The sequence below is a fragment of the Nostoc sp. DedVER02 genome, assembly GCF_034530675.2.
Taxonomy (GTDB): Bacteria; Cyanobacteriota; Cyanobacteriia; order Cyanobacteriales; family Nostocaceae; genus Nostoc.
On the sequence record NZ_JAVRCP020000008.1, the window covers coordinates 1 to 13,745 of the forward strand.

A 13,745-nucleotide genomic window follows, 5' to 3' on the forward strand; every position below is an offset into this window, starting at 1 on the left:
AAACGGGCGGCTCATGGCTATTTAAACTTAGGAGTTGGCTTCTCCCTATTATATGCAGCTTCATATTAAATTGGTATTAGCAGTAGATAATCTCTAAGAAAAACTCAGTACATCCCATTGCTCAATTGGTGTGAGTGATACTCAGTTAGATAAATTAAGAAGTCTAACTAATTGCAATAAGTCTACTAAGTTATTTTTTATTCTGACAGATAATGATGAAATCTTAAGTCAGCTCAGAAAATCTCTAATTGCACTTAACCCAAACCACAATACACAAATCAAAAGCTAGGGTTTTGACTTCGTTTATGTACTAACAAATAAGTATTATTTTTGATATACCACCCTAGAGAAAATAGCCCTTATTTATATCAATTATAAATTTCAATAAATTGCTCATTTTTCCATATAAAAGCCCGTCCGCAGGCGAGCTAAAACTTTTCCAAATGATAATAGCTAATAGTTAATAAATATTAACCATTATCTGTTAGGCTAGCCGTTTTAGAAAGCAAAAGTATTACGCAGTTTACCAACGTAGATGGTGTCGTTCTAGCCACCGTAAGTCTGAATTCGGGCTAAACCAAGTGGAATTTATTCTTTCATATCAACCCTTTTGACAGATACCGGATAATGCCAAGTTTTCTCATAATCTGGAGTGTTAACTCCTTTCATACGAATTGATATGCTTGTACCAGGGGCTACTGGTTCCGAAAAAGCTACAGTAGCTTTTCTGTTGTTAATGGAAACCGTTGTCGGAATTTTTTGACCTAGTTTATTTTCGACTTCAATTCCTTTATCAATACTTACTCCCTCTGGTAAATCAATCGTTAATTCTGAAAGAGCTTTACCTTGGACATAAACATCAAACTTATGAGCAGCATCTAGGGTACGGGCATTATTAGGAACAGCAGCACTATTTCCTAGATGGGAAAATTTAGCATCGTTTGGATTTTTTGCCCAAGCAGTAGGAACTGAAGATGCAATAACTAAGGTAAAGGCAATGGTGTAAATCAGCTTTTTCATCAATATTCTCCTTGTTTTCTTAATCGGTTAATTACCTCTATATCTATAATTGTGAAAGGTATTGATGAAATAGAAATGAAATATTTTTATGTTAAGTAAAATTTTAAATATAGTGATTAGATGCAATTATTGAAGATTATTGAATAATTAATAATATTTGATAATTGGGTTTAAAAAATCAAAAATATCCTGACATTTAACTTAGAGATAAGTTAAATGTCAGGAGGTTTATTTATTGAATAGCGCTAAGTTTAAGGATTTACACGAAATCTAGCTACACCTATAGGTATTTCTGCATTAATGCCAACAAGATTAGCAGATAAATGGTAGACAGGGCCATTACCACGAAAAGGTTGTTTGACATTCTTGATGTCAATCTTTAGCTTAGTATTAGGAACAATTGGTTCGGCAAAAGCTAGCAGTATAGTTTTGTCATTTACAGAAATATTAGTATTAATTTTTCGACCATTCTCTTCGTTTATAACAACATTATTAGTATCATAACTCCATCTGACAGTATTTGGAACTTTAATTTTTAACTGCGAAACACTCTTGCTATTTTTGGGAACGTGTACTCGCAAAGTATGTCTAACAGGCGACCAGCGAGTCTGAGGAAATTGATAGTTACCATCAACATGAGGAACATTACCATCCTCTTCATTGGCACTTGCATAGTTGGCAGGAATTAAAAGTGCAGCAGCTAGAGTAGATATAGCAACGTAAATTAGAACTTTCTTCATGTTTACTCCTCACTTAATTATTAATGTCAGCAAATCAAAATGAACCTGTGATAAATCAATACGTAACAATCTGGTAAAACTAAAATTAACTACCTTCTACGTTTCTTACTTTTCACAAGGTGAAAAAAAGATTAGGTTTTAAGTTTTTACACTCTTACACCTTGTAATACCAACATTTTCAAAAATTTCTATGAAAAGTCAGTCTACGCTTACACGTTAATTAAAGGAAGTTAGAAATATTACCATTAACTTGTTTACCGATTGAAGTCCAAAAGGTATACTACCTTTATTGATCAGTTTGGCAGGTCTAAATGAAATCAAGATGAAATTTTTGATGATTGTCAAAAATTAAGGATTAAAATGTAGGGAATTGAGCTACACCAATGGGGATCTCTATTTCACTACCAACAACCTTCGCTGAAAAGTGGTATACAGAAGCTGGGCCTGTCACTGGTTGTTGAACTTGATTAAAATTAACTAAGAGTTTAGTGTTAGAAATAACCTTTTTAGGGAAATCTATAATAATTTGTTTGCCATTCACGGAGATATTAGTATTAATTTTCTGATCATTTGCATCGAAGACATCAATGCTATTACTCACTGCTACAGTAGATGGAGTTTCAATAATAAGTTGGGAAAGAGGGTTGTTGTTTTGAGGGATGTTTAACCGAAAAGTATGTTTTACAAGCCGCCAACTATTAACAGGATATTGCAAATTATTATCAATATTAGTCTCCTTAGCATTTGCATGACTAAGGGAAATGAAAGCTGTAGTGGCAAGAGCAAACACTGTACTTGTGTAAATCAATGTTTTCTTCATCTGGAATTTATAAGTAAAAATTTATGTAAAATAAGCTACATGCTTTTGCTTATTGAATGAACCTTTACATTATGAGTTTGACAGGTCACGATGAAATCAAGATGAAATTTCGGCTGGTTTGGGAAAATTATTCATTCATGCTATGGTAGGTAGCCACGGCTGAAGGAGAACTGCGGTTGACGTAGCGAAAAATCCAATATTTGAAAATTGTATTCATGACAACTGGGACAGTAGCAATGAATAGTGAAATCAGACTTCTATTTTCTGGAAGACCAAAATGCTTTGAGGTGTTTTCTAAAATTATTTCCCAACCATAGGTAGAGTGATAGCCGACAAAGATATCAGTAGCGAGAATAATGAAAAAAGCTTTTGCAGAATCGCTTAAGCCATAAATTAAGTCAGCACTAAAAAATTGAATAGTGATAAGCTGCTGCTTACCAAAGACACATAATATAATAAATGACAATAATGAAAGTATATCTGCAAATACGTTAGCAACTGCATCAATACTTTCAGTTTTGTATTTTTGAGATAACGCAATAGCCTTATCTTTGACCTTCTGTTCTACAATATTTGAAGAAAGTTCTGGAGCTTTTCTCAGCAGTACTTCAAACTGAATTTTCTGCTCAAATTTTTTCAATTCAGCTAAGGCTCTTTCTTCCTGAGAAGAATTTAAGAAAATTTCTGATGGTTCTTGGCTCCAGTATTTATCAATCAAAGGTTGGATTAAAAATGTTTTAAACAGATTATTCACTAATAATGGAACAATAAATAGAATTAACAAATAACGGAGAGAACTAATTGTTTTCTGACGAGAAGCGCGAAACTCTTCAACAACCTTATGCTCCGCATTTGGCTCTAGTGATTGTTTTAGCTTGTTTAAAGTTTGTAGTATCGACCGAGGAACAAAGCTAGGTTGTTGAGATTTTAGATTAGGTTTCATTCTCATTTGTTCGATAAAGTCAGGCTATTAGTATTACCGTTGTGGCTGAAATAAAAAGCCTGAAAATAGTGTGGAGCAAAGCCAAGGAATAAGCTCCTAAAATTTACTATATATAATCAAGATGAAATTAGGATGAAATAAATCATCGAAGAATAAAAATTTACTAATAAAAAATCAGACTCTTTGAGCTAACTAAACACGACATAAACAAAAAGCCGGATTAAACTTTAAAATTAGGAGTATAAAACCAAAATTTATTATAATTATTATCAATAAATTTACATATAAATAAATTTTGATATATAGGACTCATATTTTATTGTTGAAAAAACTCAGTTCATCTGTGACTGATATGTTAATATATTAGAGAGAAAAGAAACATCAACAAACTGCCACCTTTCAAGCTGTAAATCCTAAAGTCAAAATATTTTAGGGATTCTCTGACACCTTATACCTAACTAGTCTCAATGCGTTACGTTTTCGTCTGTCAATGGTCAACGACGTTTTTGAAGCGATAGGTCTCAGTTAATCGAATCTGTGAACAATAGAGCCTCTAGTCTTTTATCAGTTAAGCGATGCACAGGCTCCCAGGTTCTTAAACCAAGTGAATGAACCCAAGCCTGGACGTAGAGAAAGAAGTATAACAATGCACTCACGATGACTATTTAGCAACAGGCTGAACGTTTATCTTTACACCGCAGGATTTGTGTTATGTTTCTGCGATTAGGCGATATTATCCCTAGTTTCACTCAAGCTTCCACTACAGGCGAGAGCAATTTAGATAAAATGCTGGTCTAGTCCATAAAGAACAGCTTGCTGCGTGGGAAAGCAGTTGAATTTAACTGTACTAATATCTCCACCACAAGAGAATTCACCCGGAGTCAATTGCATAGATTAGTGTATTAGGAGAGCTATAGATGTTTTTTCGGCAATTATTCGACCGCGAATCTTGTACTTATACTTACCTAATTGCTGACCTCAATACACAAGAAGCAGTTCTGGTCGATCCAGTTTTGGAACAAGTTGAACGTGACTACCATCTTCTTCAGGAGCTTGGCTTCACACTCCGGTATTGTCTGGAAACCCATATCCACGCAGACCACATTACAGGAACTTCAAAACTGCGGGAATTGACTCTTTGCCTGGGGGTACTGCCAGAAAATGCTTAGGCAGACTGTGCTAATCAGTTTATTCGAGATGGAGAAATGTTGCACATAGGAAGCATAACCATCGAGGCGATCGCCACACCAGGTCATACTGATAGCCATACGGCTTACTTAGTCAATAGCATTAGCGAAGTGGCTCCAAAGGAGCTTCACGTTCTCACAGGAGATGCTTTATTTATTCGAGGTTGTGGGCGAACAGATTTTCAAAGCGGTGATGCGGGAATTTTATATGACTCGGTGACACAACGGCTATTTACATTACCAGACGAAACCTTTGTGTATCCTGGTCACGATTATCAAGGTCATATAGTAGGTTTTTACCTGGAAGATCCCTCAAATGTAGGAGTAATACTTGGTGTTTCTGATGCGAATGGGGAAGCTTTATTGAGAAAGACGAATGACTAGTAGATGTAGCTAAGAGTGTACCCGTTACTAAATACCTAACAATTGAATTAAACTAGGTTATCAGGAGCAAAAGGACATTGGTAACTAGGATCGCCTGTCTCCACCTGAATAGTTGGGTGTTCAATGCTGAAATTGTCGTGAAGCTCACGGACTACCCGTGCTAAAAAAGTATTACCGGGATAACCTGCTGGTATGACAAGGTGAACAGTGAGTGCTGTTTCTGTGGTACTCATTGCCCAAATATGCAAGTCGTGAACTTGAGCCACGCCTGGGAGTTCAGTTAGATAAGTACGGACAGCCGAAGGTTCTATTCCTGCTGGTACAGCATCTGTAATTAAATTCAAGGATTCCTGCAAAAGTCCCCAAGTGCCAGCTACAATCACCACAGTAACAATCAAACTCACCGCCGGATCAAACCACAGCCAACCTGTAGCAATAATTGCAATACCAGCTAGTACAACCCCTACAGATACCGCAGCATCTGCAACTAGATGTAAGAATGCGCCTCTGATGTTCAAGTCACTTTTACGCCCCGATAAGAACATCAAGGCACTTACTGTGTTAATGACAATTCCTATAGCTGCTACTGTAATTACCGTTCCCCCTGCTACCGGAGCAGGTTCACGAAACCGTTGAATTGCTTCCCAGCCAATACCGCCAGAAACAACTAGGAGAAAAGCGGCGTTTAAAAGCGCAGCCAAAATTGAAGAACGACGCAGCCCGTAAGTGCGACGTGATGTCGGGCGACGACGGACGAGGATGCTTGCTCCCCAAGCAAGTAGTAAACCCAAAACATCACTCAAATTGTGACCTGCATCAGCAATCAAGGCAAGGGAGTTAGCAACAATGCCATAGGTTGCCTCAATGACGACAAAACCAGTGTTGAGGGCAACACTGATAACAAAGGCGCGGTTGTAATTACTCCCACCGTGGTCGTGTCCGTGACTATGATTATGAGACATGACTGTTTTTCAGACTCCGGTGGAGAGAACTTCTATGGTTTGACAAGTAACAAACTTGTCTTTAAGTATATGTTTGACCGAGGAAAAAAATTCGGTTATTGCAGTTTCACTATCAATAACCATAACGAGAAGCGGTAGTGCAGATGACTCAGTAGATGGGTCTAGCTGATTTAGAGTACGAAAAACGCCATGTTTGCCATATCCAGAAATTGCCCGCACCACTGTTACTCCCGTTAATCTTTGTCTGCGAGCCATTCCGAGCAGAACTTGATGAAGGGGTTGATGCTCCCAACAATCCAACTCGCTAACATAAATTGTTAATTGTTTCCATGTTGTCATATAGCTTTTCCTATACTGGTGAGACGCTTTGCGAACACTACGTGACGCAAGCTACGAACAAAACAATCAGTGGCGGGTTTGAATCCCCCACTAATAGCTTCTCTACGAGACGCTGCGCGAACGCTTAGGGAATTCCAAGAAATAAATTATCCTGCTTGAAGTTGCGGACTGTGGTCAGCCAAAGTGTTGACTGTGAAGAGTGGGATATTCTTTTATTTGTCAGTCCCTTAGAGCTAGTCTGCGTACTTCTTTCTGCCCAGAAGCAAGCTATGGGCATTGTCTCACAGAGAGTATCAAGATTACTGAATTCTGTTAGCGCAGCGGGGCGTAGGCCATTCTGAATTCTGCATTCTTCTTCAATTGCTCGGATTATCGTTTAAAGGTAAAGCGGCCATTAAATTTTTCACCTTTTACATCCGTTTGAATAACAACTTTATACTCTCCCGTTGCAGTTGCAGGCAGCTTTGCTGTGTATTGCTTTTCCTCGGTATTATAAGGAAGTTGTAGGGTTTTGTTACTGCCATCTGGTAGCTGAATTTGAGCCGTGAGCTTGGCATCAGTAATTGCTTTGTCCTGCTCACCGTGTACGCTCACATCTAAATGAGTAGAATCTTTTTCTATATTTTGTTTGAACTCTAAATGATATTTGCCCGACTCTATAACTTGACCTTTATGCTCTCCATTATTAGATTGATCGCCTTTTTCATCATGAGCATGACCGTCGTTTTCATTATGCGCTTCTCCAGTTTTAGAAACGGGTTCAGTTTTGGCAGCTGTTTCTGTAGTTGCAGTCTTGGTAGCACTTTCCGAGTTAGCAGCTTGATTCCCACCATTACAAGCACCCAAAAAGATTAATCCGACACTGCTAACAATTACTAAACTGGTCTTCAGAAATTTCATTAATTCAAACTCCTTGATGTTTTGTGAATTAAAAACTAATACAGCACGTTGTAAGTAAACCACCCATTTCAAATCAATGAAACCCTTGGGGTATAGGAATTCCTAATTCTTAATTCTGTTAGCGTAGTGAAGCGTAGCCCATTTCAAATTCCGCCAAGCTTTACTAGGCTCTGGCTTCTCGTGTAATTTCTGGTTGAATAATTGGTTCAGCCTTTCTCGGCACCAAAAATCTCCTAAACTGCACATAGGAAGCTGGAAGTACTAACAGGGTTAAAGCAGTAGAGGTAAACAATCCACCTAATACTACAACGGCTAGTGGCTGAAGAATTTCTTTGCCTGCACCACTACCAATTACCAGTGGTACCATACCCAATGCTGAAGCCAATGCTGTCATCAAAATAGCAACTAAGCGTTCCATCGAACCTTCCATCAAAACCTGCGGTAAAGGTTGTCCTTCTGCTAATCTGGCATTGTAGTTCTCAACCAACAAAAGTCCGTTACGTGCTGCTACACCAAATAGAGTAATAAATCCTACCATTGAAGCTACGGAAATGATGCCACTTGTCAAGGCTATGGAAATCACACCACCAATTAATGCCAAAGGCAAATTAATTAAAATCATGATGGTTGCAGGGATTGATTTAACAGCAAAGTAAAGGATAAGTGCGATCGCAATAAAAGCTAATACCCCAGCCGAAAGTAAAGTTTTCGTCGCTCCCTCTTGCGCTTCAAATTGACCACCGTATTCAATAAAATATCCAGCGGGTAATTGCACCTGTTGCTTAACTCTCTCCCGAATATCCTTAATTACAGAACCTAAATCTCGTCCACCCACGTTGCTGGATACGACAATATAACGAGAGACGTTTTCACGGTTGATGGTATTGGGGCCTGTACCATAGTTGATTTTTGCGACTTGGGCTAAGGGAATTTTTTGTCCGTTGGGTGTATCAACTAGCAAATTACCGATAATTTCAATATTGTTACGGTATTTTTCTTGCAACCAAACCACCATATCAAAGGTTTGTTGTTGCTCCAAGACTTGGGAAACGACTCGCCCATTCAGTGCAGTTTCTACTACCTCTGACAATTCGCCAATAGTTAAACCATAGCGGGCTGCTGCATCGCGGTCAAATTGAATTTGTACTTGTTTAATCGGTACTTGCGGTTCCAGTTGCAAATCTACTAGACCTGAAACCCCGCCCATAGCTGATTGTACTTGTTGACCAAGGGTGCGGAGTTGTTCCAAATCGGGGCCAAAAATTTTCACAGCGATCGCACTCCGTACACCTGAGAGTACCTCATCCATCCGGTGCGAAATAAACCCGCCGATATTGGGAACGACTCCGGGGATTTTTTCAAATTCTTTACGAATCGTTTCAATTGTTTCTTCTCGATCTTTTGCCCCCTCCTCGCTGAGTTGGACATCTATTTCTGCCCCGTTTACACCAGCCACCTCAGTATCCCCCTGAGCTCGTCCAGAGCGCAATTGAGCCGTTTCAACCCCAGGATTTTTTTTCAGAGCTTCTTCGATCGCTATCCCTACTTGATTAGTCGCATCCAGAGATTGACCAGGCATTAAAACTGCGGCGACCACCAAAGAGCGGTCTTGGAATTCTGGTAAAAAAACTTGCCCTAAACCCAGCATAATTACCAATGAAGCCACAAAGCCAGCGATCGCCATTCCCAAAACAATTTTGGGGCGGCGAATTGAAAATTTCAAAGCTGGACGGTAAACTTTATGGGCTTGTTTTTCCAACCAAGTTTCTGTACTGGGTAATCTTGTATTCGTTAGCAACAGGGCGCACATAGCTGGAGTTAATGTCAGCGCTACTAGGGTGGAAGCAGCAATTGACAGCAGATAGGCTAAACCCATTGGTGCAAAAATTCGACCTTCCACACCAGAGAGGGCGAAAATCGGTGCAAAGACAACTGCAATAATAATTGTGGCGAAGAGGACGCTAACCCGCACCTCAACTGAACCATTAAAGACAACTTGCAGAGGTGGAATGGGATTACCTGCTAGTTGGTTTTCCCGCAAGCGGCGGTAGACGTTTTCCATATCTACAATGGCATCATCCACCACTGAACCAATAGCCACCACCAGTCCGCCCAAAGTCATGGTGTTGATGCCTTGTCCTGTCCAGTTCAGAATCATCATTCCTAATAATAAGGACACGGGTAAGGCGCTCAAACTAATGATTACCGTGCGCCAATTCATCAAAAACAGAATCAGGATGACGGAAACGATGATAATACCATCACGCAAAGCTTCTTCGACGTTTTTGATCGAGGCTTCGATAAAATCTTCCTGACGGAAAGTAGTTGTAATTTTGACATCTTTGGGCAGACCGGCTTGAATTTCCTCGATTGCTGTCTCAACCGCCTTCGTTACTTTTGGCGTATCTGCTGTTGGCTGTTTGTTGACTGTCAAAATTACCGCTTTTTTACCCGCAAAACTGCCATCGCCGCGTTTGAGTGCTGCACCGATTTGCACATCCGCCACTTGTTCTAACAGAACTGGCGTGCCATTTTTGGCTTTAATTACTGATTTTTTCAACTGCTCGATAGATTCAATCCGCCCTACCCCTCGCACCAATGTCTCTTGGTCAGGAGTAATTAAGAATCCCCCTGGTGCATTGGCGTTGGCTGCTTGTGCTGCTTTGGTGACATCATCGAGGGAAACATTAAACGCTTTCAGTTTATCTGGGTTAACCAACACTTGATACTGACGCTCATCCCCACCAAAGATGACGATATTACTTACACCAGGGACAGCCAGCAGGCGGTTCTTCACTTGCCAGTTGACAATACGCCATACCTCCATTATTGGAGTGGTTTCAGAGGTAAAGGCGTATTTGATAGTCCATCCTAAAGGGGAACTGACGGGAAGAACCTCTGGATCTTCTACACCTTGCGGTAGTTGACTGCGTGCTTGTTGCAACCGTTCCGTTACCAATTGGCGGGCGCGGTAAATTTCTGTATCCAAGCTAAAAGTCGCTCTCACAGCCGAAAGACCTACAGCCGAGGAAGAACGCAATGCTGCCAGTCCTGGGGTACCGTTAATGGCACTTTCTACTGGTCGGGTGACTAGGGATTCAACTTCTTCTGCTGCAAGTCCTGGAGCTTCGGTCATAATTTCCACTTGCGGTGGAGCAAAGTTGGGAAATACATCCAGTGGCATTTGCGTAAGGACGAGAAAGCCCCAAACAGATATGAGGATGGAAGCAATAACTATTAGCCAGCGTTGAGCGATCGACCATTTAACAATATAATCAAGCATTTTTAAATGTTTTAAGGGATGTCTGCTTGCTGTGCAGCTAAGTAAGCTTAAAGATCAAGTACTTTACCTACTCTCCCAAATGAAGATGAAATTGAGATGAAATTTTTAGCTTCAACTTAAAGTTGCCTCACGTCTGTCCCTTCGGGAAGCGATTTTTTTCGGGGGAGATGGGACTGATAATACGGTAAGATGACCTAATGTCAGAATTTTTATTAAAGTCGAACTCGGTCGTCATACCCAAGTCCCACTTGTCAGACAATTCAATCGCCAGGGGAAAAATAATAGAGAAAGTGACAACACAAGCGGGTGTTACCCTTTGGCGCGTATGAGCTAAATCAGCAGACTATCAATAATGTCTTTCAATTACAAAATGGCGGTAATAACTGGAAAAAATTGAGCTAAAGCAGCCCATAGTTTCCTCAACAATTCGATAACAAAATTGAATAACCCAACTATTTCGTAAGGTTTTTTGAAAAGTTGGGTTTGACAATTATTTGAATTGGTTACATCTGAATCTGCTGAAGAAGAGCTTGTGTTTGCTTATACCGAAGAGTATCTCCTTGCCGTTGAAACAGACTTGCAGCTTGCTCTAAATCATTAATGGCATTTTTGCGATCGCCTAAAGCGTATTCAGCAAGTCCTCGGTTGCCGTAGGCATCAGCTAAGTTGGGGTTAATTTGTAGTGCTTGGTTAAAATCTGCGATCGCCAACTTGTGATTTCCCTGTCTATAATTCAGAAAGCCTCTATTGTAGTAGGCATCTACAGACTTCGGATCAATTCTTATTACCTGGTTAAAGTCGGTAATTGCAGCTTGAATGCTTCCTAGTTCTGCATGAGCAGTTCCCCGACTGTTGTAAGCATCTGTATGGTTGGGATTTAGCCGCAGCGCTTGATCAAAGTCGGTAACGGCTGCTTTAAAATCTCCTAATTGAGACTTTGCCAATCCTCTCAGGCAAAAACCCTCGTAGTATCTGGGATTTAACTGTACTACCTGATTAAAATCTTCTATTGCACCGTTGAAGTTGCCTTGCTCAAGCTTTTGCACACCCTGGTTATAGTATTCCTGAAAATTCATCTGTTGGATGCGCGTTTGTGGTTCTTGTGCAGCAAGGACAGCAACAGGTATTCCACTCAGTACGCAACTTATTATTCCCAGGATGGCTACAGATTTGTGAATGTAGTTCATGGCTTGACTTTCTCCATGTCAGACAGATCAAAGCAGATGCACAGGATTATTCTCGACTAGATCCATCCTAAGCGGTTTGAAGCTTGAAACCCAGCTAGCCCAAAATACTTTGTAATAGCAAGCAAACATTCAGCCCAACGATAACAGTAGCAACTCCCCAAGCTAAAGATTTAAGCCATAACGGATTTACAAACTCACCCATTAAGCGACGGTTACTTGTGAACATCACCAAAGGAATCACTGCAAACGGTAACTGCAAGCTGAGGATAACTTGACTGAGAACTATAAGACGACTTGTGCTGTGTTCTCCAAATATAATAATTGTAATTAACGCTGGGATGATGGCAAGCAGACGGGTAACTAAACGCCGTAACCATGACGGAAGGCGAAATTGTAAAAAGCCTTCCATTACAATTTGCCCAGCCAGGGTTGCAGTCAATGTTGAACTTTGACCAGATGCAAGTAAGGCAATCCCAAAAATTGCACTAGCAGCACTAACGCCCAATAATGGTGAAAGCAGTTTGTAAGCATCTTGAATTTCTGCTACATTCTGATTACCAGAAAAATGAAATGTTGCAGCAGAGATAATTAAAATCGCCGAGTTGATAAACAGTGCTAATGACAAAGCAAAAGTTGAATCAATTGTGCCAAACTTAATTGCTTCCCATCTTTTTTCATTAGTAGGTTGCCAATCACGGGTTTGCACAATTGCAGAGTGTAAATATAAGTTATGAGGCATCACTGTTGCCCCTAAAATACCAATAGCGATGTAGAGCATTTCTGAATTCTGTAAAATTTCTTCTTTGGGCAGATATCCAAACATTATTCCGCCCATATCAGGTCGGGAGAACAGTATTTCCGCTGTAAAACAGATTCCTACGGTTGCTACCAGCATTATTACCAAGGCTTCTGTATAACGAAAGCCTTTATGTTGCAGAAATAACAATACTAGGACATCCAACGCAGTGATGCATACACCCCATATTAAAGGAATGCCGAATAAAAGTTGCAAGGCGATCGCACTTCCTAATAATTCTGCCAAGTCACAAGCAGCAATGGCAATCTCACACAGTACCCACAAACAAAAGTTAACTTTTGGATTGAAATAGTCTCGGCAAGCCTGTGCCAAATCTCGCCCCGTAGCAACGCCCAAACGCACACATAGCGATTGTAGTAATATCGCCATCAGGTTGGACATCAGAATGACTGTCAACAAGGTATAGCCAAACTTAGCTCCCCCAGCGATGTCTGTAGCCCAGTTTCCTGGGTCTATGTATCCCACTGAAACTAAATATCCTGGCCCTGCATAAGCAAGCATTTTGCGCCAAAAGCTCTTGCTGTTGGGTACTCTGATGCTGCGGTGAACTTCTGGTAGACTGGGCTTGTTTTCTGGGATAGTCATCTATTCTGTCGGAGATTTTTTCATATTTCTCTCATAATGTCAAAAAATCTGGCAGAAATATCAATATACTCAATATAGATATTCATCTATGCACTCAGGCATAAAAAAGAGCATTTGGAATTGCTCTCAAAAATATTTTTGTGAAGATTTAGTCAAGTCAAATTGCTTAACACATTTTATACACCATTGTCAAAACAAGTCCGAGCGTATATGTTTTTGCAATCAAGTAGCAAAGTGCCTTGATTAATGAACTAGCCAATTTAACTATGGAAGGTCAAAAATGACTACTTTTTCTTCTAATCCAGTATTGCAAAAGACCGCAGGTGTTACCCTATCCAAGCCTGTTCAAGTAACTCTTTACATGCTGCTATCTTCTTTAGTCATCTGGACTGTGTTGTTCTCTACCTATCCTGCGGTTCACAATACAGCTCACTCAGTACGTCACCACACTTTAGGCGTTGCATGTCACTAAATCATCATAAGTCTGAAATTTTTTAGATGCATTCAACTTTACTAAAACGCCCAACAAATTAAGGACATTATAGGGCGCGGCTTTCGCGCCAATGTTTTTACTACCA

General features: G+C 40.0%; 11 protein-coding genes and 1 pseudogene. 2 read left to right on the forward strand and 10 right to left on the reverse strand.

The genetic code is table 11. The annotated features are described in order from the left end of the window. Positions 1-588: 588 nt before the first annotated feature. The 4 genes from RMZ41_RS10915 to RMZ41_RS10930 all read right to left on the reverse strand — a co-directional run bounded on the left by RMZ41_RS10915 (position 589) and on the right by RMZ41_RS10930 (position 3,523). Complete coding sequence (locus tag RMZ41_RS10915; protein WP_322642041.1) at positions 589-1,020, reverse strand: DUF2808 domain-containing protein; 432 nt, start codon at positions 1,018-1,020, stop codon at positions 589-591. A gap of 251 nt (positions 1,021-1,271) precedes the next feature. Continuing rightward, the gene (locus RMZ41_RS10920) at positions 1,272-1,760 is read right to left on the reverse strand and encodes a DUF2808 domain-containing protein (protein WP_322642040.1); all 489 of its coding nucleotides are present in this window, start codon (positions 1,758-1,760) and stop codon (positions 1,272-1,274) included. 355 nt (positions 1,761-2,115) lie between these two features. Next, the gene (locus tag RMZ41_RS10925) at positions 2,116-2,580 is read right to left on the reverse strand and encodes a DUF2808 domain-containing protein (protein ID WP_322642039.1); all 465 of its coding nucleotides are present in this window, start codon (positions 2,578-2,580) and stop codon (positions 2,116-2,118) included. 127 nt (positions 2,581-2,707) lie between these two features. Beyond that, positions 2,708-3,523, reverse strand: a complete 816-nt coding sequence (locus tag RMZ41_RS10930) for a CemA family protein (protein ID WP_322642038.1) — start codon at positions 3,521-3,523, stop codon at positions 2,708-2,710. A gap of 917 nt (positions 3,524-4,440) precedes the next feature. On the opposite strand from RMZ41_RS10930, the pseudogene RMZ41_RS10935 reads away from it, so the two are divergent. Further along, a pseudogene (locus RMZ41_RS10935) lies at positions 4,441-5,001 on the forward strand (MBL fold metallo-hydrolase); the annotation flags it as partial. A 140-nt stretch (positions 5,002-5,141) separates the two neighbouring features. Here the strand turns inward: RMZ41_RS10935 and RMZ41_RS10940 are convergent. The 6 genes from RMZ41_RS10940 to RMZ41_RS10965 form a co-directional block, all read right to left on the reverse strand. Continuing rightward, positions 5,142-6,056: a cation diffusion facilitator family transporter gene (locus RMZ41_RS10940; protein WP_322642037.1), complete on the reverse strand. Its 915-nt coding sequence runs from the start codon at positions 6,054-6,056 to the stop codon at positions 5,142-5,144. A 9-nt stretch (positions 6,057-6,065) separates the two neighbouring features. After that, positions 6,066-6,395: a DUF190 domain-containing protein gene (locus RMZ41_RS10945; protein WP_322642036.1), complete on the reverse strand. Its 330-nt coding sequence runs from the start codon at positions 6,393-6,395 to the stop codon at positions 6,066-6,068. Between the two features lie 369 nt (positions 6,396-6,764). Beyond that, positions 6,765-7,295: a hypothetical protein gene (locus RMZ41_RS10950; RefSeq protein ID WP_322642035.1), complete on the reverse strand. Its 531-nt coding sequence runs from the start codon at positions 7,293-7,295 to the stop codon at positions 6,765-6,767. Between the two features lie 163 nt (positions 7,296-7,458). Further along, positions 7,459-10,578 (reverse strand): efflux RND transporter permease subunit, encoded by a 3,120-nt coding sequence (locus tag RMZ41_RS10955; protein WP_322642034.1) that lies wholly within the window; start codon positions 10,576-10,578, stop codon positions 7,459-7,461. 503 nt (positions 10,579-11,081) lie between these two features. Then, positions 11,082-11,765 (reverse strand): tetratricopeptide repeat protein, encoded by a 684-nt coding sequence (locus tag RMZ41_RS10960; RefSeq protein WP_322642033.1) that lies wholly within the window; start codon positions 11,763-11,765, stop codon positions 11,082-11,084. Between the two features lie 94 nt (positions 11,766-11,859). Next, positions 11,860-13,167, reverse strand: a complete 1,308-nt coding sequence (locus tag RMZ41_RS10965; protein WP_322642032.1) for an Nramp family divalent metal transporter — start codon at positions 13,165-13,167, stop codon at positions 11,860-11,862. 280 nt (positions 13,168-13,447) lie between these two features. Here RMZ41_RS10965 and RMZ41_RS10970 point away from each other — a divergent pair, with 280 nt between their 5' ends. Further along, the gene (locus tag RMZ41_RS10970; RefSeq protein ID WP_322642031.1) at positions 13,448-13,639 is read left to right on the forward strand and encodes a CbtB domain-containing protein; all 192 of its coding nucleotides are present in this window, start codon (positions 13,448-13,450) and stop codon (positions 13,637-13,639) included. Positions 13,640-13,745 lie beyond the last annotated feature (106 nt).